Annotated in this window: 23 protein-coding genes; 17 read left to right on the plus strand and 6 right to left on the minus strand. The window is 73.9% G+C overall.

The genetic code is table 11. The features are described 5' to 3' along the window. Positions 1-24 precede the first annotated feature (24 nt). Positions 25-1716, minus strand: a complete 1692-nt coding sequence (locus tag CKY47_RS12820; RefSeq protein WP_371320661.1) for a DEAD/DEAH box helicase — start codon at positions 1714-1716, stop codon at positions 25-27. A gap of 353 nt (positions 1717-2069) precedes the next feature. On the opposite strand from CKY47_RS12820, the gene CKY47_RS12825 reads away from it, so the two are divergent. Both CKY47_RS12825 and CKY47_RS12830 read left to right on the plus strand, forming a co-directional pair. Beyond that, on the plus strand, positions 2070-2747 hold the full coding sequence (locus CKY47_RS12825) for a ferritin-like fold-containing protein (RefSeq protein ID WP_306745956.1): 678 nt from the start codon (positions 2070-2072) through the stop codon (positions 2745-2747). Positions 2748-2789: 42 nt separating this feature from the next. Continuing rightward, a complete protein-coding gene (locus tag CKY47_RS12830; RefSeq protein WP_184927778.1) occupies positions 2790-3020 on the plus strand; it encodes a DUF3107 domain-containing protein in 231 nt (76 codons plus the stop codon). Positions 3021-3137: 117 nt separating this feature from the next. On the opposite strand, the gene CKY47_RS12835 is transcribed toward CKY47_RS12830, so the two are convergent. Together CKY47_RS12835 and CKY47_RS12840 are read right to left on the minus strand one after the other, a co-directional pair. Further along, positions 3138-3443: a DUF4873 domain-containing protein gene (locus CKY47_RS12835; protein WP_306745957.1), complete on the minus strand. Its 306-nt coding sequence runs from the start codon at positions 3441-3443 to the stop codon at positions 3138-3140. Further along, complete coding sequence (locus CKY47_RS12840) at positions 3443-4165, minus strand: TetR/AcrR family transcriptional regulator (RefSeq protein WP_306745958.1); 723 nt, start codon at positions 4163-4165, stop codon at positions 3443-3445. Before CKY47_RS12840 ends, CKY47_RS12835 begins: the two co-directional genes overlap by 1 nt. Positions 4166-4240: 75 nt before the next feature. Here CKY47_RS12840 and CKY47_RS12845 point away from each other — a divergent pair, with 75 nt between their 5' ends. Together CKY47_RS12845 and CKY47_RS12850 are read left to right on the plus strand one after the other, a co-directional pair. Continuing rightward, positions 4241-5140, plus strand: coding sequence for an AurF N-oxygenase family protein (locus CKY47_RS12845; protein ID WP_306745959.1), 900 nt, complete (start codon positions 4241-4243; stop codon positions 5138-5140). Positions 5141-5160: 20 nt separating this feature from the next. Beyond that, complete coding sequence (locus CKY47_RS12850; RefSeq protein WP_306745960.1) at positions 5161-6069, plus strand: alpha/beta fold hydrolase; 909 nt, start codon at positions 5161-5163, stop codon at positions 6067-6069. Positions 6070-6230: 161 nt separating this feature from the next. On the opposite strand, the gene CKY47_RS12855 is transcribed toward CKY47_RS12850, so the two are convergent. Next, positions 6231-6878 carry a TetR/AcrR family transcriptional regulator gene (locus CKY47_RS12855; protein WP_306745961.1) on the minus strand — a complete coding sequence of 216 codons (648 nt, stop codon included), beginning with the start codon at positions 6876-6878 and terminating at the stop codon, positions 6231-6233. A gap of 138 nt (positions 6879-7016) precedes the next feature. Between CKY47_RS12855 and CKY47_RS12860 the strand changes: the two genes are divergently transcribed. The 11 genes from CKY47_RS12860 to CKY47_RS12910 all read left to right on the plus strand — a co-directional run bounded on the left by CKY47_RS12860 (position 7017) and on the right by CKY47_RS12910 (position 21140). Beyond that, positions 7017-8000, plus strand: coding sequence for an alpha/beta fold hydrolase (locus CKY47_RS12860; RefSeq protein WP_306745962.1), 984 nt, complete (start codon positions 7017-7019; stop codon positions 7998-8000). 82 nt (positions 8001-8082) lie between these two features. Next, positions 8083-9114 carry a DUF3152 domain-containing protein gene (locus CKY47_RS12865; protein WP_306745963.1) on the plus strand — a complete coding sequence of 344 codons (1032 nt, stop codon included), beginning with the start codon at positions 8083-8085 and terminating at the stop codon, positions 9112-9114. Positions 9115-9216: 102 nt separating this feature from the next. Beyond that, positions 9217-10389 (plus strand): adenylyltransferase/sulfurtransferase MoeZ, encoded by a 1173-nt coding sequence (moeZ, locus tag CKY47_RS12870; protein WP_306745964.1) that lies wholly within the window; start codon positions 9217-9219, stop codon positions 10387-10389. Positions 10390-10563: 174 nt separating this feature from the next. Further along, a complete protein-coding gene (locus CKY47_RS12875; protein WP_306745965.1) occupies positions 10564-11367 on the plus strand; it encodes a TIGR02569 family protein in 804 nt (267 codons plus the stop codon). Between the two features lie 165 nt (positions 11368-11532). Continuing rightward, positions 11533-13521, plus strand: coding sequence for a molybdopterin oxidoreductase family protein (locus CKY47_RS12880; protein WP_306746019.1), 1989 nt, complete (start codon positions 11533-11535; stop codon positions 13519-13521). Further along, positions 13518-14963 (plus strand): FAD-dependent oxidoreductase, encoded by a 1446-nt coding sequence (locus CKY47_RS12885; RefSeq protein WP_306745966.1) that lies wholly within the window; start codon positions 13518-13520, stop codon positions 14961-14963. The genes CKY47_RS12880 and CKY47_RS12885 overlap by 4 nt, the downstream gene beginning before the upstream one ends. Before the next feature lie 100 nt (positions 14964-15063). Then, positions 15064-16416: an MFS transporter gene (locus CKY47_RS12890; RefSeq protein WP_306745967.1), complete on the plus strand. Its 1353-nt coding sequence runs from the start codon at positions 15064-15066 to the stop codon at positions 16414-16416. Between the two features lie 116 nt (positions 16417-16532). Next, positions 16533-19049, plus strand: a complete 2517-nt coding sequence (nirB, locus tag CKY47_RS12895; protein WP_306745968.1) for a nitrite reductase large subunit NirB — start codon at positions 16533-16535, stop codon at positions 19047-19049. Further along, the gene (gene nirD, locus CKY47_RS12900) at positions 19046-19366 is read left to right on the plus strand and encodes a nitrite reductase small subunit NirD (RefSeq protein ID WP_306745969.1); all 321 of its coding nucleotides are present in this window, start codon (positions 19046-19048) and stop codon (positions 19364-19366) included. Before nirB ends, nirD begins: the two co-directional genes overlap by 4 nt. Then, the gene (locus CKY47_RS12905) at positions 19363-20478 is read left to right on the plus strand and encodes a uroporphyrinogen-III synthase (RefSeq protein WP_306745970.1); all 1116 of its coding nucleotides are present in this window, start codon (positions 19363-19365) and stop codon (positions 20476-20478) included. Before nirD ends, CKY47_RS12905 begins: the two co-directional genes overlap by 4 nt. Next, on the plus strand, positions 20475-21140 hold the full coding sequence (locus tag CKY47_RS12910) for a sirohydrochlorin chelatase (protein WP_306745971.1): 666 nt from the start codon (positions 20475-20477) through the stop codon (positions 21138-21140). Before CKY47_RS12905 ends, CKY47_RS12910 begins: the two co-directional genes overlap by 4 nt. Positions 21141-21143: 3 nt before the next feature. Here the strand turns inward: CKY47_RS12910 and CKY47_RS12915 are convergent, their stop codons facing one another. Continuing rightward, on the minus strand, positions 21144-21713 hold the full coding sequence (locus CKY47_RS12915) for an HAAS signaling domain-containing protein (protein ID WP_306745972.1): 570 nt from the start codon (positions 21711-21713) through the stop codon (positions 21144-21146). Positions 21714-21853: 140 nt separating this feature from the next. Here CKY47_RS12915 and CKY47_RS12920 point away from each other — a divergent pair, with 140 nt between their 5' ends. Beyond that, a complete protein-coding gene (locus tag CKY47_RS12920) occupies positions 21854-22816 on the plus strand; it encodes a pirin family protein (protein WP_306745973.1) in 963 nt (320 codons plus the stop codon). Positions 22817-22825: 9 nt separating this feature from the next. Next, a complete protein-coding gene (locus CKY47_RS12925; RefSeq protein ID WP_306745974.1) occupies positions 22826-23227 on the plus strand; it encodes a tetratricopeptide repeat protein in 402 nt (133 codons plus the stop codon). On the opposite strand, the gene CKY47_RS12930 is transcribed toward CKY47_RS12925, so the two are convergent. Continuing rightward, positions 23193-23516 (minus strand): MGMT family protein, encoded by a 324-nt coding sequence (locus tag CKY47_RS12930; protein WP_306745975.1) that lies wholly within the window; start codon positions 23514-23516, stop codon positions 23193-23195. The genes CKY47_RS12925 and CKY47_RS12930 overlap by 35 nt on opposite strands. Positions 23517-23544 lie beyond the last annotated feature (28 nt).

The raw sequence follows: 23544 nt of genomic DNA on the forward strand, positions 1-23544 counted from the left end.
CTCGGGGGAATCCACTCGGGGAACCTACTCGGAGGCGGGGGCGTCCGCCGCGTCCGCGCTCCCGGTGGTCGGGCGGCGGCGGCGACGCCTGCGGGGGCGAGCCGGGTCCGGCGAATCCTCCGACGCGGACGAGGCCGACGCGGACGATGCCGACGCGGACGACGGGGCGTCGGAAGTGGGCTCGGCCGAGCTCTCCGCGGCGCCGGTCCCCGCGCCCTCGGTCGCGGTCACGCCACCGCGGCTGCGGCGACGGCGACGGCTGCGCGGCGCGGACGACTCGTCGTCGGACGACGGCGAGGACGGGGGCGACGAGGGGCTGGACTTGGGCGAGGTCTCCTCGACCTCACCGTCGCCGCCGCGTCCGGTCCGCCGCCTGCGCCGCGACTTCTTCTCGCCCTTCAGGTTCTCCTCGGGCTCCGCGTCCAGGCCGGCGCGGGTGCGCAGGCCCAGCGGCAGTCGCCCGGTCGAACCGGACGGGATGTCGAGGTCCGTGAACAGGTGGTCGGAGGTCGAGTACGTCTCCGCGGCCTCCGGCTTGCCCAGGCCGAGGGTGTCGCTGATCATCTTCCAGCGCGGCTCCTCGTCCCAGTCCACCAGCGTCACGGCGACGCCCGTGCGCCCCGCGCGACCGGTCCGGCCGATGCGGTGCACGTAGGTCTTCTCGTCCTCCGGGCACTGGTAGTTGATGACGTGCGTGACGCCCTCGACGTCGATGCCGCGCGCGGCCACGTCGGTGGCCACCAGGACGTCGACCTTGCCGGAGCGGAACGCGCGCAGCGCCTGCTCGCGGGCGCCCTGGCCGAGGTCGCCGTGCACGGCCGCCGCGGCGAAACCGCGCTCGACCAGGTCGTCCGCGACCTTCTGCGCGGTGCGCTTGGTGCGGGTGAAGATCATGGACAGGCCGCGTTCGCGGGCCTGGAGCATGCGGGCCAGCAGCTCGGTCTTGTCCAGCGCGTGCGCGCGGTAGACGAACTGCTCGGTGCGCTCGTGGATGGCGCCCGCGTCGTTCTCCTCGGCCCGCACGTGCGTGGGCTGGTTGAGGAACGTCCGGGCGAGCGTGATGATCGGCCCCGGCATGGTCGCCGAGAACAGCATGGTCTGCCGCTCGTCGGGCACCATGCGCAGGATGCGCTCGATGTCGGGCAGGAAGCCCAGGTCGAGCATCTCGTCGGCCTCGTCCAGCACCAGCCCGCGCACCTTGCCGAGCACGAGGTGCCGCTGCTCGGCGAGGTCGAGCAGCCGGCCGGGGGTGCCGACGACGACGTCCACGCCCTTGCGCAGCGCCGCGATCTGCGGCTCGTACGGTCGGCCGCCGTAGATGGCCAGCACGCGCACGCCGAGGTGCTTGGCGGCGTCGGTCAGGTCGTGGGTGACCTGGAGGCACAGCTCGCGCGTCGGCACCACGACCAGCGCCTGCGGCGTGCCGTCACCCGGCACGGTGATGCGCTGGAGCAGCGGGATGCCGAAACCCAGGGTCTTGCCGGTGCCCGTGCGGGCCTGGCCGATGACGTCGTCGCCGGCCAGCGCCAGGGGCAGCGTCAGCTCCTGGATGGCGAACGTGCGGTGGATGCCGGCCTCGGCCAGCGCGCGCACGATCTCGTCGCGGACGCCCAGCTCGGCGAAGGTGGGTGCGTCGGGCTTGACCGGCGCGTCGGCCACCAGCGGGTGCGAGACGTCCTCTTCGGGGACGCCCGCCTCGCTGTGCTCCAGTTCCACCGGGTCGATGTGCGTGTCTTCGTTCGTCGCGGTCAGGGTGATCGCCTCTCTCGTACCAGCGCGCACGGCCTGTACGGGCCGCTCGACCGCGTCACCGCCACTCGGCCTGCGAAAGAGGACCGGGCGGGTCGCGGGAGGGCCAGCGAGGTGTGTGCGCGCACCCTCTCCTGGCGGCACGGTGCCGCCGCAGTTCAGCCTTCGGCACCGCTGCGAGCCCCCACTGGGCCGCGCCGCGCCGGGCGTCGAGTAGCGAGTCTACCCGGCAGCTAGGCCGATCGTGGTGCAACGACCTCGTCGGCTGCGGGTTCGCGTGCGCGGGGTGTGGCGGGGGACACCCGACTAGGCTCGCCGCCATGAGCGACGCGGAGGCTGGTGGGGCTGTGGTGGGGGGTCGGGTGGCCGAGGGGATCGTCGACCTGATGGGTGCGCTGGCCTACGGCGAGCTGTCGGCGTTCGACCGGATGGCCGAGGACGCCCGGACGGCGCCCACGCTGGCCGGCCGCGCCGCGCTCGCGCGGATGGCCGCCGCCGAGATGGGCCACTACGCGCTGCTGGAGACCTACCTGGCCGAGCGCGGCCACTCGCTGGAGGAGGCGATGCGGCCGTTCGCGGCGGGCTTCGACGCCTTCCACGCCTCCACGGCGCCCAAGTCGTGGCCGGAGTCGCTGGTCAAGGCGTACGTCGGGGACGGCTTGGCGGCCGACTTCTACCGCGAGGTCGCCGAGTGGCTCGACGATCCGACCAAGGAGCTGGTGCTGGCCGTGCTGGCCGACACGGGGCACTCGGCGTTCGCCGAACGCGAAGTCCGGGCGGCCTGCGCGAGCGACCCGAAGCTGCGCGACCGGCTCACGCTGTGGGGGCGCCGACTGCTCGGCGAGGCGTTGACGCAGGCCCAGTACGTGGTGGCGGAACGGGACGGGCTGGCCGAGCTGATCGTGCGCGGCTCGGGCGACCTGGCGGGCATCGCGGCGCTGTTCCGGCGGCTCCAGCAGAGCCACACGCGGCGCATGTCGGCGCTCGGGCTCGGCTAGGGTTGGGTTCGAAAGCCGTCAAACGCGTGCACGGAGGTCAGCGTGGAGGTCAGGGTCGGCATCGCGGACAGCCCGCGGGAGCTCGTGGTGTCCAGCGGTCTCACCCCCGAGGAGGTCGAGTCGCAGGTCGCCGACGCCCTCAAGGCGGGCACCGGGCAGCTCGTGCTGGTCGACCAGAAGGGTGCCCGCTACGTGGTGCCCGCGGCGCGCATCGCGTACGTGGAGATCGGTCCGAGCGACGCCCGCAGGGTCGGCTTCGTCTCCGGCGACTGAGGTCGTCGGTCCGGGACACCGGAAGGGGCACCCGATCGGGTGCCCCTTCCGCCGTTTCGGGGGTTCTTGCCGGCGATCGTCGCCGGGAATCGTCGGTGCGGGATCGTCGGCGGGGGCTCAGTCGACGGCGAACGGCGGCGTGGACGTCCCCGACACCCGGTAGCGCGACCACGGGTCCGGGTCCGTCAGCGACCCGGTCGCCGAACCGGTGGGGGTGCGCACCAGCGCGGTCCGCGCCCCGCCCTCGACCAGTGCGGTGACCTCGTCGTTCGCGTCGACCCGGCCGTACCAGTGGTAGCGGCCGTCGATGGGCTGGAAGAAGCCGCGCAGTTCGACGCCGACCGGCACCTCCCGCCGGCCGAACACGAGCACGGCGTCGCCCCGGTACCCGTCCTCGTGGTGCTCCCGCTCCTCCGGCGGCATCACGCCTCCCCGGCGTCGACCAGCCGCAGCCGGGGTTCGTCGGCGGAGAAGTCGGCGACCAGCGGCGCGTCCGGGTCGAGTTCGACGCCCGCGGACCGGAGCAGGCCGTCGAGGGCGTGCCAGATGATCTCGGTCAGGTAGCCGCTGAGGCTCGCGCGGGTCATCGACTGCCGGTCGAGCCACCAGTCGCCCGCGTTCTGCACCATGCCGACCAGGGCGTGCGCCCACGGCTCGGCGCCGCCGGAGTCCATGCCGAACGCCCGCAGGTAGTCGCCGAGCAGCCGGGCCAGGGCGTTGGCGATCATGGTCTTGTCCTCGGTGACCACGTCCTGCTCGACCGGGCGGTCGGTGAACGACTTGCGCACCACGAACCGGTACAGGTTGGGGTGCTCCTCGATCACCGACAGGTAGGCGTCGACGATGCGCTTGATGCGCGTGCGGATGGGGCCGTCGAGGCCGATGGCGGGGCCGAGCCGCTCCATCAGCATCTCGGTGCCGCGCTGGCCGACCGCGAGGTACAGGTCCGACTTGTCGGCGAAGTGCCGGTAGAGCACCGGTTTGCTCACGCCGGCCTCGGCCGCGATCTCGTCCATGCCCACGTCGGGGCCGTGCTGGGCGACCGCGCGGATCGTCGCCTCGACGAACTCGGCGCGACGCGCCTCGCGGTGACCCTTCCACCGCTCGCGGCGCGCGTCCGTCCCGCCCTTGACAGTTCGAGCCATGTGACGCACGCTACCAGAAGTAACTGTTACCTGTAGTAGCAGTAACCGGGAATGACACCACCGGGGAGGGGTTCGATGACGAGGGCCTTGAAGGTCGCGGACCGCGAGAAGACCGCGGAACGGCTGCTCAACTCCTCGGCGGACAGGTCCTACGACCCCGAGGTGGACATCGACTGGTCCGCGCCCCTGGTGGACGGCCTGCGCTACACCCCCGAGCACCGCTGCTCGCTGTACGGCACCGCGCTGTGGGGGCGGATGAGCCCCGAGCAGCGGATCGACCTGTCCCGGCACGAGGTCGCGAGCATCGCGTCCGTCGGCCTGTGGTTCGAGGTCCTGCTGATGCGGATGCTGCTCAAGGAGGTCTACCGGTCCGACCCCACGAGCAGGCACGCGCAGTACGCGCTGACCGAGGTCGCCGACGAGTGCCGGCACTCCACGATGTTCGCGCGCATGGTCGAGCGCATCGGCTGCCCGCCCTACGGGCCGCGCCGGCACGCGTACCAGCTGGGCAAGCTGCTGCCGGTGATCGGCTACGGGCCCGCGCTGTACGGCTCGATCCTGGTGGCCGAGGAGGTCCTCGACCGGCTCCAGCGCGAGACGATGGCCGACGAGGGCGTGCAGCCGCTCGTGCGGATGGTCAACCGCATCCACGTGCTCGAAGAGGCCCGGCACGTGCGGTTCGCGCGCGAGGAGGTCGTGCGCGGCATGGCGGACCTCAGCCGCCGGGAGCTGCCTTACCAGCGGTGGCTGATCGCGAACACGTCCATGTTCGTCACCCGGTCCCTGATTCACCCGGACGTGTACGCGGCGGTGGGGCTGGACCGGGACGAGGCGCACCGGGTCGCCCTGGGCAACCCGCACTGGCAGGGGTCGTTGCGGTGGGCGGGCGAGCGGATCATGGCGTTCCTCGACGAGGTCGGCCTCGTCGGCAAGCCGGGGATGGGCGCGTGGCGCCGGTCGTTCCTGGTCGAGTGAGGGATCGGGTGACGGGGTCGATGAAGGTCCGGACGAGGGGGACGCGGGTGGGAGTGCCCTGGGAGGCGGCTGTGCGGAACCGGTTCGTGACGTCCGACGGCACCGCGCTGCACGTCGTGGACACCGGTCCGCGCGACGCGGGGGTGACGACCGTGCTGCTGCACGGCTGGACGCTCGACCACACGTCGTGGGACGAGGTGGCGGAGGCGCTGCCCGGTCGGGTGCTGCGCTACGACCACCGGGGGCACGGCGGCTCGGCGCCCGCGCCGGTCGGCGGCGCCACGATCGCGCGGCTCGCCGACGACCTCGCCGAGCTGCTGGAGGACCGCGTGCCGACCGGGCGGGTCGTGCTGGCGGGGCACTCCATGGGCGGGATGACCATCATGGCGTTGGCCGAGCAGCGGCCCGACCTGCTGGAACGCGTGGCGGGCGTGGCGCTGGTGGCGACGTCGTGCGGTGAGCTGGCGGGGTCGACGCTGGGGCTGCCGGGCGCCCTCGGGCGGGCGTTCCTGGCCGGCGAGAAGGCGATGAACCGGCGGATCGCGGCGTTCCGGCGACCCGAGCTGCTGCGGCGCACGGAGGTCGTGCGGCCCGGGTTGAGGTGGCTGCTGTTCGGCGAGCGGCCGTCGTGGGCGCACGTCGCGCGCACCGCCGCCATGGTCGGCCGCTGCCACCCCGTGAGCATGGTGGCGTTCCGCGACTCGTTGAACGAGCACGACCGGCGCAAGGCGTTGGCCGAGCTGGCCGGGATTCCGTGCGTGGTGCTGTCGGGCGGCGCGGACCGCCTCACCCCGCCGCGCCACGCCCGCGTGCTGGCCGACGAGCTGCCGCACGCCGAACTGGTCACCTACCCCGGTGCGGGCCACATGCTGACGCTGGAGCGCGCGGCCGGGGTCGCGGCGCACATCACCGCCCTGCACTCGACCTGAACGCAGGACTCACCGCTCCCGGACGTACGACTCACCGCTCCTGGACGTACGACTCGCGGGTCCTGGACGTACGACTCGCGCGAGAGTCCGACGTCCAGGACCCGCGAGTCGTACGTCCAGGAGCCGTGTGTCCTGCGTTCGGGCGCCTTGGGCGGGGCGGGTCAGTGCTGGAGGGGGAAGCCGCCGCCGATGCCGCGCCACGCCAGGTTGGAGATCAGGGAGACCGCGTCCTCCTTCGCGAGCTGGCGGTCGTCGGCCAGCCAGGCGCGGGCGGTCACCTGGGACAGGCCGACGAGGCCCACGGCCAGCAGGCGGGCCCGGTGGGGGTCCAGGCCGGTGTCGGCGGTGATCGTCTCGGTGATCGCGTCGACGCTGTCGGTGGTGGCCCGCTCCACGGCCTGGGCCACGGCCGGTTCGCCGCGCAGGTCCGACTCGAAGACCATGCGGAACGCCTGGCCCTCGCCGTCCACGAAGTCGTAGAACGCGCCGACCGTGGCCTTCACCCGCTGCTTGTTGTCCGTGGTGGACGCGAGCGCGGTGCGCACCCGGTCCACCAGCTCGTCCACGTGGGACTCCAGCAGGGCCATGTACAGCTCGAGCTTGCCGGGGAAGTGCTGGTAGAGCACCGGCTTGCTGACGCCCGCGCGCTCGGCGATCTCGTCCATCGCCGCGGCGTGGTAGCCGTTGGTCACGAACACGTCCTGCGCCGCGGCCAGCAATTGGGCACGCCGGGCCGTGCGGGGGAGTCGAACACCCCGTCCCGCAGCGCCGCCGTGGTGCCCGACCGCAGTCTGGGCCGTCTCCGTCATGGTGCCTCCAGCCAACCAATCATCGCGGAACCGAAAGGGGGGTGCCCCGCCGGCTCGTCGGCAACACTACTCGCTGGTAGCAGCCTCACGGGAAAAGCTCCTCGTTTCGCGAGACGCCCCAGCAGGCATCCTGGTGGGGTGACCCAGACGCAGGAGCCGACGAGAACCTCCATCACCCACGTGCCCCTGTCCACCTCGCCGCTGCCTCCCCTGGACACAACGATCGGACCGTGGCCGGGTGACTGCCGGGAGGTCGCGGGCCACCGGGTGCACGTCCGCCACACCCCCGGCGACACCGGCGAGAAGGCCGTCTACGTGCACGGACTCGGCGGTTCGGCGACGAACTGGACCGACCTGGCCGCCCAGCTGTCGGGTCACGCCGAGGGGCACGCGCTGGACCTGCCGGGTTTCGGCCGCTCCGAGCCGATCCACGGCTACGACTTCCGGATGACCACCCACGCCGAGGTCGTCATCGAGTACGTCGAGTCCCTGGGCGGCGGCCCCGTGCACCTGCTCGGCAACTCCATGGGCGGCGCGATCACGCTCATGGCCGCCGCCAAGCGCCCCGATCTGGTGAAAACGCTGACCCTGGTGTCCCCGGCGGTGCCCGACCTGCGGCTGAGCCTGCGCCGGGTGTCCGACCGGCGGCTGCCGCTCGCCTTCCTGCCGGTGGTGGGCGCGAAGGTGCGGGCGCAGCTGGCCACCGTGACGGCCGAGGAGCGCACCCGGCAGATGCTGCGGCTGTGCTTCGCCGACCCGTCGCTGGTGCCGCCGAACCGGATCGCGCAGAGCGAGGAGGAGTACGCCGAGCGCTCGGCCCAGGCGTGGGCGGGCAACGCGCTCAACGCCTCCACGATCGACCTCATCCGCACCTGGCTGGTGCCCCGTTCGAAGTCGATGTGGCTGCTCCCGCCGCGGATCACCGCGCCCACGCTGGTGGTGTGGGGCGCGGAGGACCGGTTGGTCAGCGCGCGCAAGGCGCCCCGGGTGACCCGGCTGCTGCCGCGCGGCAGGCTGCTGGTGCTGCCCCGCACCGGGCACGTCGCGCAGATGGAGCGGCCGGTGTCCGTGGCGCGCGCGGTGCTGGGCATGTGGGAGTCGGTCGAACGCGGGGAGTGGTGAGCGGCGGGACGTGGTGGATCGGTTCAGTGACCTGGTCAACCGGAGTCCGCCACAGGGGTCCGGTTGTGGCACCCTGGTCGCCGTGAACCGGACGACGCAGGACCCGGCGCCCTCCTCCGGCGACCGCCCGTCGCTGTCCGAAGACCGCTACCGCCGGGGCGCGCGCCGCACGGGTGGCGAGCCGCTCGCCGCCTCGTGGACGCCGGCCGGGCGCAGGGCGCGACGTCGCGGGCGCGGACTGAAGGGCCTGATCGCGAACTACGGCTGGCGCATCTACGCCGTTCCCGTGCTCCTGGTGCTGACCGCGCTGGTCGTGCTCGACACGGCCGCGCCGACCACGTTCGGCACCGCGACCGACCAGGCGGCCGAGGGCGCGCCGACCGGCGACGCGGCGGCGGCGTCCACCCCCCGGTCGCCGGTGGCCAGCGAGAAGCCGCCGCCCCCGATCGACCTGAAGAACTTCCCGACCGCCGTGCTGCCGGAGGGGCCCAGGTTCTCGGAGCAGGGCGCCGGCACGTGGCAGCTCGTCCCCGGCTCCATGCCGCAGCAGGTCGGCACCGGCACGCTCTACCGGTACGACATCGCCATCGAGGACGGGGTCGAGGCGGCGGACTACGGCGGCGACCGCGACGCGTTCGCCCGCACGGTCGACGCGTTCCTGGCCGACCCGCGCAGCTGGGTCGGCACCGGCCAGGTGGCGATGCAGCGCGTCGAGGGCGGCGACGTCGACTTCACCATCAGCCTCACCACGACGAGCACCACGCACGCCATGTGCGGCTTCTCCATCCAGTTCGAGGCGTCGTGCTGGCACCCGCCGTCGGGGCGCGTGATCATCAACGCCGCCCGCTGGGTGCGCGGCGGGAAGGCGTTCGGCAATGACATCGGCGCCTACCGCACCTACGCGATCAACCACGAGGTCGGGCACGCGCTGGGCAACCGGCACGAGGGCTGCGCGGTCGACGGCGGACCCGCGCCGGTGATGATGCAGCAGTCGTTCGGCGTGGCCAACGACTACGTCGCGCAGCTCAACTCGGTGGACGGCGGCGACCGCAACGCGGTGGCGGCCGACGGCAAGGTCTGCACGCCCAACCCGTTCCCGGTGGCGCCCCAGTAGGGCGGTTCCCGCGCCTTGGGACGACTTCCCATCGGGGAAGACGGACGGGCAGGCTGGTGTTGTCCCTCGGTAGAGGACATGTGTGGTCGAGGAGGACTGGAGATGGCGCTTCCGCCGCTCGTTGAGCCCGCAGCGGAACTGACGAAGGAAGAGGTCGCGCGGTACAGCCGCCACCTGATCATCCCGGACGTCGGGGTCGACGGTCAGAAGCGGCTGAAGAACGCGAAGGTCCTGGTCGTCGGCGCGGGTGGGCTGGGCAGCCCGGCCCTGCTGTACCTGGCGGCGGCGGGGGTCGGCACGCTCGGCGTCGTCGACTTCGACATCGTCGACGAGTCGAACCTGCAGCGGCAGGTCATCCACGGCCAGTCGGACATCGGCAAGCCCAAGGCGGAGTCGGCGCGCGACTCGGTCGCCGAGATCAACCCGTTCGTCAAGGTGGTGCTGCACCAGACCCACCTGAACTCGGAGAACGCGCTCGACATCTTCCGCGACTACGACCTGATCCTGGACGGCACGGACAACTTCGCCACCAGGTACCTGGTGAACGACGCCGCCGTGCTGCTGGGCAAGCCGTACGTGTGGGGTTCGATCTTCCGGTTCGAGGGCCAGGTCAGCGTCTTCTGGGAGGACGCGCCGAACGGCCAGGGCCTGAACTACCGCGATCTCTACCCGGAGCCGCCGCCGCCAGGCATGGTGCCGTCGTGCGCCGAGGGCGGCGTCCTGGGCGTGCTGTGCGCGTCGATCGGCTCGATCATGGTCACCGAGGCGATCAAGCTGCTGACCGGCATCGGCGACCCGCTGCTCGGCCGGCTCATGGTGTACGACGCCCTGGAGATGTCCTACCGGACCATCCGCATCCGCAAGGACCCGGAGAGCCCCAAGATCACCGAGCTGATCGACTACGACGCGTTCTGCGGCGTGGTGTCCGACGACGCCCAGCAGGCCGCGGCGGGCAACACGATCACGCCGCTGGAGCTGAAGCAGAAGCAGGACGCCGGTGAGGACTTCCTGCTGGTGGACGTCCGCGAGCCGCACGAGTACGAGATCGTGAAGATCCCGGGCTCGGTGCTCATCCCGAAGGACCGCATCCTGTCCGGCGAGGCGTTCGCCGAGCTGCCGCAGGACAAGCAGGTCGTGCTGCACTGCAAGTCGGGCGCCCGCTCGGCCGAGGCGCTGGCCGCCCTGCACCGGGCCGGTTTCTCCGACGCCGTGCACGTCGGCGGCGGTGTGCTGGCCTGGGCCCGCGAGATCGACCCCAGCCTGCCGACCTACTGACCGGACCCGGTCCGATCCGCCCCGACGCGGGGGCGGATCGGACCGGTGACGTCCGTCACGCGGGCCACCGCCGATTGAGACCGCAATAATGCGGCTAGGCTGAATGTGTGGACACCACGGCTCCGGGCTCCGAGGTCCACCAACCGAGCGCCCGGTGCAGGTAGCGTGCCGGCCGTGAACCCGTCGTCGCCACCGGAGCCGCCACCGTCGCACGTGCGCGCCGCGTTCGGCGCGCGCGACGCCGAGCCGGAGCTGATCGACGGCGGACCGGCGTGGCGGTGCGGCGACGCGGCCATCCGCCCCGCGGGCAAGCCCGCCGAGGCCACCTGGGTCGCGAAGACCCTCGACGCGCTCGACGTGGACAACCTCCGCGTGGCCAGACCCCTGCGCTCCACCGACGGCCGCTACGTCGTCGGCGGCTGGGCGGCGACCAAGTACCTGTCCGGCCAGGCCGAGCCGCGCCACGACGAGGTCGTCGAGGTCGCGGTGAAGCTGCACCAGGCCACCGCCGGGCTCACCCGGCCCCGGTTCCTCGACACCCGGACCGACCTGTTCGCCACCGCGGACCGCTGCGCGTGGGACGAGGAGAAGACCGAGCTGGCCCCGGACCTCGGCGGCCGGCTGTTCGAGCTGTACGCGGCCCACCGCAAGCCGGTCACGGCGAAGCCGCAGGTGGTGCACGGCGACCTGTTCGGCAACGTGCTGTTCGCGGGTGACGCCGCCCCCGCGATCATCGACTTCACCGCCTACTGGCGGCCGGGCTCCTACGGGGCCGCCGTCGTCGCGGTCGACGCCCTCGCCTGGGGCGGCGCGGACCACGGCATCCTCGGGCGCTGGGCGCACCTGGAGGAGTGGCCGCAGGTCGTGCTGCGGGCGGTGCTGTTCCGGCTCGCCGTGCACGCGCTGCACCCCCGGTCGAGCGTGCAGTCGCTGACGGGCCTGGAGCGCGCTGCGGCGCGGGTCGTCGAACTGCTCTGAACGCGTGACCTCACCCGCGCGGCAGGTGGGGTGAGCAGTCAAGTTCGCGCGGACGAAACATGCCGCGGTCCGCCGTTAACAGCCCGTTCCTACCGTCGGCCCGTGACCCGAACCGACGCGCCGAAGACGGACACCCACTGCCCGTACTGCGCGCTCCAGTGCGCCATGTCCATCGCGGACGGCGTGGTGTCGCCCCGGGAGTTCCCCACCAACCGCGGCGGGCTGTGCCAGAAGGGCTGGACGTCGGCCGAGCTGCTGACCTCGCCCGCCCGGCTGACCACGCCGCTGGTCCGCCGCGACGGCGACCTGCGCCCCGCCGGCTGGGACGAGGCGCTGGACGTGGTCGCCGCGAAGCTGCGGGCGCTGCGCGCGGAGCACGGACCGGACTCGGTGGGCGTCTTCGGCGGCGGCGGGCTGACCAACGAGAAGTCCTACCTGCTGGGCAAGTTCGCCCGGGTCGCCCTCGGCACCTCGCAGATCGACTACAACGGCCGGTTCTGCATGTCCAGCGCCGCCGCGGCGGGCCTCCGGGCGTTCGGCCTGGACCGGGGCCTGCCGTTCCCGGTCGCCGACCTGGGCCGCGCGGACGCCGCGCTGCTGGTCGGCGGCAACCCGGCGGAGACCATGCCGCCGTTCGTGCAGCACCTCAGGGGCGCGCGGCTGGTCGTGGTCGACCCGCGCCGCACGGCCACCGCCGAGCTGGCCACGCTGCACCTCCAGCCCGCGCCGGGCACCGACCTGGCGCTCGCGCTGGGCCTGCTGCACACCGTCGTCGCAGACGGGCACCTGGACGAGGAGTACCTGGCCGAGCGCACCACCGGCTTCGACGAGGCGTGGCGGATCGCCGCGACCTGGTGGCCGGAGCGGGTGGAGCGGGTCACCGGCGTGCCGGTCGCGGACCAGCGCGCCGCCGTGCGCCTGCTGGCCGAGGCGGAGAACGCCGTCGTGCTCACCGGCCGCGGCACCGAGCAGCACGCCGGCGGCACGGACACCGTGTCGGCGTGGATCAACCTCGCCCTGTCCCTGGGCCTGCCCGGCCGCCGGTACTCCGGCTACGGCTGCCTCACCGGCCAGGGCAACGGCCAAGGCGGCCGGGAGCACGGCCAGAAGGCCGACCAGCTGCCCGGCTACCGGAAGATCGACGACCCGGCGGCCCGCGAGCACGTCAAGGGCGTGTGGGGCGTGGACGACCTGCCCGGCCCCGGCCGGTCGGCCTACGAGCTGCTCGACGCCCTCGGGCAGCCCGGCGGGCCGAGGGCGCTGCTGGTGTTCGGCAGCAACGTGGTCGTCTCCGCGCCCCACTCGCGGCACGTCGCCGACCGGCTGGCGGCCCTGGACCTGCTGGTCGTGGCCGACCTCGTGCTGTCCGAGACGGCCGCGGTCGCCGACGTCGTGCTGCCGGTCACCCAGTGGGCGGAGGAGAGCGGCACCATGACCAACCTCGAGGGCCGCGTGCTGCTGCGGCAGCGGGCCGTGGCCCCGCCCGAGGGGGTGCGCGGCGACCTCGACGTGCTCCAGGGCCTCGCCACCCGCCTCGGCCAGCCCGCCGAGCGGTTCCCCACCGAGCCCGAGGTGGTGTTCGAGGAGCTGCGGCGGGCGTCGGCGGGCGGCCCCGCCGACTACTCCGGCGTCACCTACCGGCGGCTGCGGGACGGCGAGGCGCTGCACTGGCCCGTCGTCGCGGGCGGACCGGCCGGGCGCGGCACGCCCCGCGTGTTCCTCGACCGGTTCGCCCACCCCGACGGCCTGGCCCGGTTCGTCCCGGTCGAGCACCGGGGGCCGGCCGAGCCGCCCGACGCGGAGTACCCGCTCCAGGCCACCACGGGCCGGGTGCTCCAGCACTACCAGTCGGGCGCGCAGACCCGGCTGGTGGCCGAGCTGAACGCGGCCGAGCCCGAGGCGTACGTGGAGGTCCACCCGGACACCGCGACCCGCGCGGGCCTCGCGCACGGCGACCGCGCGGCCGTCGTGTCGCGTCGCGGCCGGACGCTGGCGCGGGTGCGCTGCGTGCCGTCCATGCGCGTCGACGTGGTGTTCCTGCCCTTCCACTACGCGGGCGAGGGGCGCGCGAACCTGCTGACCAACCCGGCGCTGGACCCGACCAGCCGGATGCCCGAGTTCAAGGTGTGCGCGGTCCGATTGGAGACGGTATGAGGAACGTGGTGGTCGTGGGCTACGGCATGGCCGGCGCCCGACTGGCCGACGAGGTCCGCCGTCGCGACCCGGGCGGGGAGCGGGTCGCGCTGACCGTGCTGGGCGACGAGCCGCACCCGGCGTACAACCGGGTGCTGCTCTCCAGCGTCGTGGCGGGCTCCCTCACGCCGGACGCGGTGCGCCTGCACGCCCCCGACTGGGCCGCGAAGCACCACGTGGACCTGCGGCTCGGCGGCGCGGTCACCAAGGTCGACCGCACCCGCCGGGTCGTGCACGTGGACGACACCGAGGTGCCCTACGACGCGCTGGTGCTGGCCACGGGCTCGCGGCCGTGGGTGCCGCCCACGCCGGGCCTGCTCGACGGCAACGGCGCCCTCGCGCCCGGCGTGGTGGCGTTCCGGTCGCTGGACGACTGCGCGCGGATCGTGGCGGAGGCGTCGCCGGGCACGCCGGTCGCGGTCCTCGGCGGCGGCCTGCTCGGCCTGGAGGCGGCCCGCGGCCTGGCCGGTCGCGGCTGCCTGGTCACCGTCGTGCACCCGGTCGGGCACCTGATGGAGCGCCAGCTGGACGCGGGCGCGGGCCGGGTGCTCGCCAGGACCCTCCAGGGCCTCGGCATCGAGTTCCGGCTCGGCACGCCGGCCTCGCGGTACGCGCCGGGCGAGGGGCTGGAGCTGGCCGACGGCACGCACGTCCCCGCGGACCTGGTGGTCGTGTCGGCGGGCGTCCGGGCGGAGACGGCGCTGGCCGAGCAGGCGGGCCTCGACGTCGACCGGGGCGTCCTGGTGGACGACGCGCTGCGCACCAGCGACCCGCGCGTGCACGCCCTCGGCGACTGCGCCCAGCACGTGGGCACGGTGTCCGGGCTGGTCCAGCCCGCGTGGGAGCAGGCGGCCGTGCTCGCCGACCGGCTCACCGGCGTCGCGCCCGCCGCCCGCTACGCCGGCACCACCGTCGTGACCAGGCTCAAGGCCCGGGACGTGGACCTCGCCGCGCTCGGCGACGCGCACGTGGAGGTCGACTCGCCCGACGCCGAGGTGCTGTGCTTCCAGGACCCGGCGCGCGGCCGGTACGCCAAGCTGGTGCTGCGCGACGACCGCGTCACCGGGGCCATCGTGCTCGGCGCCCCGGACGCCGCGGCGGCCATCGTCCAGCTCTACGACCGCGGCCTGCCCGCGCCCACCGACCGGCTGGCGCTGCTGCTCGGCCGCGCCCTGCCCGCCGGGGCCGCCGAGGCGAGCCCGGCCGACCTGCCCGCGTCCGCGGTGGTGTGCCGCTGCAACACGGTCAGCAAGGGGCAGCTGGTCACCGCGTGGCGCGCGGGCGCCACCTCGCTGTCGGCCATCGCGGACGCCACCCGCGCGAGCACCGGCTGCGGCGGCTGCAGGGACGCCGTGTGCGGCATCGTCGACTGGCTCGCGGCCTCACAGCCCCAGTCCGCGTGATGTGCGCCGGAGTTGCCGGCGGCGACACGTGGTCGCACGCCTCGGTAACCGGCCGTTCCTACCGTTGGCACGCAACGAGAACCGCTGTCCTGGAGGTCCGATGAGCACGGTCGTGGAGACGAGGGGCGCCGCGTCGCCGGCGAAGCGCGGCGGGCGGTGGATCGACCACTGGGAGCCGGAGGACCCGGCGTTCTGGGAGACCACCGGCAAGCGGGTCGCCCGCAAGAACCTCGTGTTCTCGATCCTGGCGGAGAACCTGGGCTTCACCGTGTGGAGCCTGATGTCCATCGTGGTGGTGAGCCTCGGCACCGTCGGGTTCTCGTTCGGCGTCGGCCAGGTGTTCTGGCTGCTGATCGTGCCGAACCTGGTGGGCGCGGTGCTGCGCATCCCCTACACGTTCGCGGTGCCGCGCTTCGGCGGGCGGGCGTGGACCGCGATCAGCGCGGGCCTGCTGCTGGTGCCGTGCGCCATGCTGGCGATCGCGGTCTCCGACCCGGGCACGCCGTACTGGTTCTTCCTGCTCACGTCGGCCGCGATGGGCTTCGGCGGCGGCAACTTCTCGTCCTCGATGGCGAACATCTCGTTCTTCTACCCGGAGGGCAGGAAGGGCCTCGCGCTCGGCCTGAACGCGGCGGGCGGCAACCTGGGCGTGGCGATGGTGCAGCTCGTCGTGCCGATCGTCATCTCGATCGGCACCGGCGTGAACCTGGCCTACGCGGCGCTGTTCTGGATGCCGTTCATCGTGGTCGCCACCGCCTGCGCCTGGTTCTTCATGGACAGCCTCACCCAGGCCAAGCCGGACGGCACGTCCTACCGCAGGGCGCTGTCCAACAAGCACACGTGGGTGATGTCGTTCCTCTACATCGGCACGTTCGGGTCGTTCATCGGCTTCTCGTTCGCGTTCCCGTCGCTCATCAGGATCAGCTTCGCCGACTACAAGGGCTTCGTCGCGCTGGCGTTCATCGGCGCGCTGATCGGCTCGGTGAGCAGGCCGCTGGGCGGGTGGCTCGCCGACCGGTTCGGCGGCGCGCGGATCACCCTGGCCACGTTCCTCGGGCTCGCCGCCGGCACGGTCGGCCTGCTGGTGAGCATCGAGGTCGGCAGCTTCGCGCTGTTCTTCGGCTCGTTCGTCGCCCTCTTCGTGCTGGCGGGCGTCGGCAACGGCTCGACCTACCGGATGATCCCGGCGATCTTCGCCACGCAGAGCGACGACGTGCGCTCGGCCAAGCGGCAGGCGGCGGCGGTGGTCGGCATCGCGGGCGCGATCGGCGCGTTCGGCGGCGTGCTCGTCAACCTGGTGTTCAAGTTCTCCCTGGAGGGCAGCAGGACCCTCGCCCCCGCGCTGACCGCGTTCCTCGTGTTCTACGGGTTGTGCGTGGCCACCACGTGGTGGTTCTACCTGCGGCGGCGCGTCCTCGTGCGCGTGCCCAGCCTCGCCTACGCGGGCGTGTGACGCACACCGCTCCGACGTGCGGCGTGAGCGTCCTTTAACGCCCGCGCAACATTCGCGACCTTGGCACGACACGGTGCCCGGTGAGCATGGCCGGGCAGGAGGAAGGGATTGGTCCCATGACGCGAACGCTCGTGGTGGTGGGTCACGGCATGGTCGGCCACCGCCTCGTGGAGGCCCTCCGCGAGAAGGACGCGACCGACCGGTGGCGGGTCGTCGTATTCGCCGAGGAGACCCGCCCCGCCTACGACCGCGTCGCCCTGTCGTCCTACGTGGACGCCTGGGACGCCTCGGCGCTGGCCCTCGCGCCGCACGACGGCGCGGTCGAGCTGGTGCTCGGCGACCGGGTCGTGGAGCTGGACCGGACCGCGAAGGTGGTGCGCACGGCGAGCGGCCGCGCGCAGCCCTACGACGCCCTCGCGCTGGCCACCGGCTCGGTGCCGTTCGTGCCGCCCGTGCCGGGCCGCGACCTGCCCGGCTGCCACGTCTACCGCACCATCGACGACCTGGACGCCATCCGCGCCACCGTGGAGGGCGCCCGGTCCAGCGGCCGGCACGCGGGCATGGTGCTCGGCGGCGGCCTGCTCGGCCTGGAGGCCGCGAACGCGCTGCGCGGCATGGGCGTCTCCCCGCACGTCGTGGAACTCGGTCCGCGCCTGATGCCGCTCCAGGTCGACGAGGGCGGCGCGGGCCTGCTCAAGCGGCTGGTGGAGAAGCTCGACCTCACCGTCCACACCGGCACGTCCGCGTCGTCCATCGAGCGCGACCACCGCGGCCGGCTCGTGGCGGCGCTGTCCAACGGCGTCGAGCTGGACCTCGACGTCGTCGTGTTCTCCGCGGGCATCCGGCCGCGCGACGAGCTGGCCCGCTCCGCCGGCCTGGCCGTCGGCGAACGGGGCGGGATCGTCGTGGACGGGGCGTGCCGCACGTCCGACCCCGACGTGTACGCCGTCGGCGAGTGCGCCAACCTCGACGGGGTGGTCTACGGGCTGGTCGCGCCGGGCTACTCGATGGCGGAGGTCGTCGCGGACCGGCTGCTCGGCGGCTCCTCGGCGTTCCCGGGCGCCGACCTGTCCACCAAGCTCAAGCTCCTCGGCGTCGACGTGGCCTCGTTCGGCGACGCGCACGCGAAGCAGGAGGGCGCGCTGGAGGTCGTGGTGAACGACGCCGTCGCGGGCACCTACGCCAAGGTCGTGGTGTCCGACGACGCCAGGACCCTGCTCGGCGGCATCCTCGTCGGCGACGCCTCCAAGTACCCCCTGCTGCGACCCCTGGTCGGGCGCGCGGTGCCCGGCGACCCGGTGGCGCTGATCGGCCCGTCGGGGGGCGTCGAGCTGTCCCTGCCGCACGACGCGCAGGTGTGCTCGTGCCACGCCGTCACCAAGCAGCGGGTCGTGGACGCGGTGGCCTCCGGTGACGCGGTCGACGTGCCGGGGATCAAGGCGTGCACCAAGGCGGGCACCGGCTGCGGCTCGTGCGTGCCGATGCTGAAGAAGTTGCTGGCCGAGTGCGGCGTGGAGCAGTCCAAGGCGCTGTGCGAGCACTTCGACCAGTCCCGCGCCGAGCTGTTCGAGATCGCCCGGTCCACCGGCGCCACCACGTTCACCGGGCTGGTGTCCCGCTTCGGCCGGGGCCGGGGCTGCGACATCTGCAAGCCCACCGTCGCCTCGATCCTCGCCTCGCTGGACAACGGGCACATCCTCGCCGGCGAGCAGGCCGCGCTCCAGGACACCAACGACCACTTCCTGGCCAACATCCAGCGCAACGGCACCTACTCGGTCGTGCCGCGCATCCCCGGCGGCGAGATCACCGCCGAGAAGCTCATCGTCATCGGCGAGGTCGCCCGCGACTTCGGCCTCTACACCAAGATCACCGGCGGGCAGCGGATCGACCTGTTCGGCGCGACCGTGGACCAGCTGCCGCGGATCTGGAGGCGGCTCGTGGACGCGGGTTTCGAGTCCGGCCACGCCTACGGCAAGTCGCTGCGCACGGTGAAGTCGTGCGTCGGCACCACGTGGTGCCGCTTCGGCGTGCAGGACTCGGTGTCGCTGGCCATCGAGCTGGAGCTGCGCTACCGGGGCCTGCGCTCGCCGCACAAGCTCAAGTCCGCGGTGTCCGGGTGCGCCCGCGAGTGCGCCGAGGCCCGCGGCAAGGACTTCGGCGTCATCGCCACCGAGAACGGCTGGAACCTGTACGTGGGCGGCAACGGCGGCTTCACCCCGCGCCACGCCGACCTCATCGCCTCCGACGTGGACACGGCGACGCTGATCAGGCTCATCGACCGGTTCCTGATGTTCTACATCCGCACGGCGGACCGGTTGCAGCGCACGTCCGCCTGGATCGAGAGCCTCGACGGCGGCCTCGACCACCTGCGCGCGGTGATCGTGGACGACAGCCTCGGCATCTGCGCCGACCTGGAGGCCGCGATGTCCAGGCACGTGGACAACTACGCGGACGAGTGGCGCGGCGTGCTGGACGACCCGGAGAAGCTCGCCCGGTTCACCTCCTTCGTCAACGCGCCGGGCACGCCCGACCCCACGATCTCGTTCCGCGAGGAGCGCGGGCAGAAGGTGCCGGTCCTGCTGGGGGTACCAGCCCTGAGCGGAGCGAACGACCCAGCGGAGGTATCGCGATGACACCCGTGTGCGAGTTGAGCGCCCTGCTGCCCGACCGGGGGGTGGCCGCCCTGCTGCCGGACGGCTCGCAGGTGGCGGTGTTCCTGACCTCGGCGGGCACCGTGCACGCGCTGGGCAACATCGACCCGTTCAGCGGCGCGGCCGTGCTGTCGCGGGGCATCGTCGGCGACCGCGGCGGCGTGCCCGTCGTGGTGTCCCCGGTCTACAAGCAGGCGTTCGAGCTGACCAGCGGCACGTGCCTCGACGACCCGTCGACGGGCGTGCCCGTGCACCCGGTGGTCGTGGCCGACGGCGTCGTCCAGGTCGGGTCCCCGTGACCGCCGCCCCGCTGGCCGGGTACACGGTCGGCGTGACCGCCGCCCGGCGGGCCGACGAGCTGGGCGCCCTGCTGGAGCGCAAGGGCGCGACCGTGCTGCACGGCCCGGCCATCCGGATCGTGCCGCTGCCGGACGACACCGAGCTGCTCGCCGCCACCCGCGCGGTGGTGGAGGAGCCGGTGGACATCGCGGTGGCGACCACCGGCATCGGCTTCCGGGGCTGGTTCGAGGCCGCCGAGGGCTGGGGCCTGGCGGCGCGGCTGCTGGGGAGGCTGTCGGCGGCGCGGGTGCTGCCGCGCGGCCCCAAGGCCAAGGGCGCGGTGCGGGCGGCGGGCCTGGTCGAGGCGTGGTCCCCGGAGGGGGAGAGCAACGCCGAGCTGCTGGACCACCTGCTGCGCGCCGGGGTGGCGGGCAAGCGCGTCGCGGTGCAGCTGCACGGCGAGCCGCTGCCGGACTTCACGTCCACCCTGCGCGAGGCGGGCGCCACCGTCATCGAGGTCCCGGTCTACCGGTGGACCGGCCCGGCCGACCCGGGGCCGCTGGAGCGGCTGCTCGACGCGGTCCTCGCGGGCCAGGTCGACGCCCTGACGTTCACCAGCGCGCCCGCCGCCGCGTCCGTGCTGCGCACCGCCCGCGCCACCGGCAGGTACGACGAGCTGGTCGCGCTGCTGCGCGGCGACGTGCTCGTCGTGGGCGTCGGCGCGATCACCGCGGGGCCGCTGGTGGCCGCCGGCGTCCCCGTCGTCCAGCCGGCCCGCGCCCGCATCGGCGCGCTGGCCCGCGAGCTGACCCTGCAACTCCCCGCCCGCGCGACCCGCCTGAGCATCGCCGCCCGGGAGGTCGAGCTGCGCGGCCAGGCGGTCGTCGTGGACGGCGAGCTGCGGCCCGTGCCGCCCGCCCCGATGGCCGTGCTGCGGGTGCTGGCGGCGGCGCGCGGCCGGGTCGTGTCCCGGCGCGACCTGCTCGCGGCCCTGCCCGGCGGCGGCGAGGAGCACGCCGTGGAGACCGCGATCGGCCGGCTGCGCACCGCCCTCGGCGAACCGCGCATGGTCGCCACCGTCGTGAAGCGCGGCTACCGCCTCGCCACGGACCCCGCCGGGGTGGCCGTATGACCCTCGTCCTCGTCGCCCACGGCACCCGCGACCCGGCGGGCGCCGAGGTGGTCGAGGAGATCGCCTCCCTGGTCCGGGCGCGGCTCGGCGGCGTGCCGGTGCGCGTCGCCTACGCCGACGTGCGGCGGCCCGACGTGACGTCGGTGCTGTCGTCGGTGCGGGGACCGGCCGTGGTGGTGCCCGCGTTCCTCGCGGCCGGCTACCACGTGCGGGTCGACATCCCGACCCAGGTCGAGGCGTCCGGTCACCCGGACGTGGTGGTCGCGGACCCGATCGGGCCCGCCCTGGCACCCGCCGTGCTGGCCCGCCTGCACGAGGCCGGCTACCGGCCGGGCGACTCGGTGGTGCTGGCGGCGGCCGGGTCGTCGGACGCGCGGGCGCTGGCGGACGTGCGGGCCGTGGCCGACGCCCTGGCGCGCCGGGTCGGGCCGGTGGCCGTCGGGTACGCCGCGACCGCGTCGCCGAGCGTCCCCGAGGTCGTGGGGCGCGCCCCGGGACGGGTGGCGGTGGCGTCGTGGCTGCTGGCGCCGGGGCTGTTCCACCGGGCGGTCGCGGCGTCCGGGGCGGACGTGGTGGCCGCGCCGATCGGGGCGCACCCGAGGGTCGTGGAGGCCGTGCTGCTGCGGTACTACGAGGCCCGGTGCTTCCGGGGCGTGGCCTGACCCCTACTCGCGGTCCGCGCGCGAGAAGAAGTACCAGGTGGCGGTCAGCGCGGCGACCTGCGTGGCGGTGAAGGGCAGGACGAGCAGGCCGGAGTACCAGTCGTCCGCCAGGAGGGCGAGCAGCACGTGCAGCGCGGCGGGCACGCCGACGAGCAGCACCCGCACCGGGATCGACCACCGCCGGGACGCGCCGACCAGCACCGCGCCCGCCAGGTGCCCGAAGGGCACCAGCACCGCGCCGACCAGCAGCAGCGCCAGGCCCAGGACGTCGAGGACCCGCAGCGGCTCGCGCGCGGGCTCCCAGTCGTCCGGGTCGGCGGGGCGGGTGTCGGCGGGGGCCTCGGCGTACGCCTCGGCGAGTTCGGTCGACACGACGTCGCCGGGTGTGCCCAGCCGGTCCAGCAGGTCGCGCACGTCGTCCTCGGCGGCGTCCTCCGGCAGGGTGCGCGCGAGGTAGGCGCGGACCTCCTCGTCCAGTTCCGCGCGGCGCGGCTCGGGCAGGGCCACCGACTGCCGCCGCAGGGCGTCCAGGTAGGTGGCGACCAACGGGTGGTCGACGATCGGGCTGTTCATGTGACGCCCCCTCTCCTCGGGGCATCTTCCCCCATCCGCGCGATCTCGTGGTGACGGCGGGTGGCGGAATAGTTGAACTCTCAATCAGGTTGACACGGTCGAGGCCACCGCACCGGGTGGCCGGCCCGAAGGAGGCAGCCATGCCCGCCGTCACCGCCGACACCCTCACCCTGCCCCGCCTCCCCGTCCTGCCCGAGGCCACCACCGCGTGGCGGCCGGTGAAGCGGGTCGTCCGGGCCCGCAGGTCGCTGGAGGGCGAGGGCTTCCAGGTCCGCCGCCCCTTCCCGGGCGTGGACCTCGCGCTCGCCGACCCGTTCCTGCTCCTCGACCACATGGGCGCCGTCGAGTACGGCCCCGGCGAGGCGAAGGGCGCGCCGTGGCACCCGCACCGCGGGTTCGAGACCGTCACCTACATCATCGACGGGGCCTTCGAGCACGAGGACTCGGCGGGCGGCGGCGGCCTGATCACCGACGGCGGCACGCAGTGGATGACGGCCGGCTCCGGCGTCCTGCACTCGGAGCTGCCGCCGCAGGACCTGGTGGCCCGGGGCGGTCTGTTCCACGGCGTGCAGCTGTGGGTCAACCTGCCGAGGGCCGCGAAGTGGACCCCGCCGCGCTACCAGGACATCCGGCCCGCCGACGCGGTGCTGCTGGCCGGCGACGACGGCGGCGCGCTGGTCCGCGTCATCGCCGGTGACGTCGCGGGCTTCCGCGGCCCCGGCGCGACGCACACGCCGATCACCTACCTGCACGCCACGCTCGCCCCCGGCGCGCGCCTCCGGCTCCCGTGGCCGGAGGAGTTCAACGCCATGGTCTACGTGCTGCACGGCCGCGGCACGGTCGGCCACGAGCACCGGCCGCTGGAGGAGGGGCAGCTCGCGGTGCTCGATCGCGGGCGGGCGATCACCCTCCGGGCGGAGACCGACCAGGACGTGCTGGTCCTGGGCGGGCTGCCGCTGAACGAGCCCGTCGCGCGCCACGGCCCGTTCGTCATGAACACGCGCGCCGAGATCATCGAGGCCATCGAGGACTTCCGGGCCGGGCGGCTCGGCGGGACGCACGTCCCGCACGCGGGCCCCGCGGACGAGAAGATCGACCAGTAGGAGGACGACGTGATCAGCGAACTGCTGCGCAAGGGGCGGATGTTCCTCGCCGCCGGCGACCCGAGCGGCGCCGCCCGCTACCTCGCGGAGGCCGCCGAGCAGGCGCCGACCGACCGCACCGTGCTGACCGAGCTGGCGCTGGCGCACTTCCGGTCCGCCTCGCTGGGCAGGGCGGAGGAGGTGCTGACCAGGCTGGTCGAGCTGGACCCGTCCGACGGCTACGCCCGCCTGCTGCTCGGCCGCACGCTGAGCAGGCGGAGCAGGCACGCCGAGGCGCTGCCGCAGCTCAAGCTCGCGGCCGCGCTGACGCGGGACCCCGACGTGCACGCCGAGGTGGCCCGCGTGCAGGCGCGCCTCGACGGGCGCGACCGCGCGGTCACCACAGGCCCGGGGGCTCTTCCTTCTCCCTGACGGCGTCCTCCCACCGGTACGCGCGCAGGTCCACCTTGCCGTCGAGCGACGGCACCCCCTCCTCGCGGAGCAGCCGCAGCTGCTCGTCGGCGAGGTGGGGGGCGCACGTGCCGTTGGCCTTGAGCACCCGGTGCCACGGCAGGTCGTGCCCGTCCTGGTTGAGGACCGCGCCGACCATCCGGGGCGACGGGGCGCGGGCGATGTCGGCGACGTCGCCGTAGGTGGCGACGCGCCCGCTGGGGATGGAGCGCACGACCTCGCGGACCATCTCGTGCAACTGTTCGTCCACGCCGACAGCTTTCCACGAGGTGCCCGTG

This window comes from Saccharothrix longispora, assembly GCF_030852425.1.
In the GTDB taxonomy this organism is placed as follows: domain Bacteria; phylum Actinomycetota; class Actinomycetes; order Mycobacteriales; family Pseudonocardiaceae; genus Actinosynnema; species Actinosynnema longispora.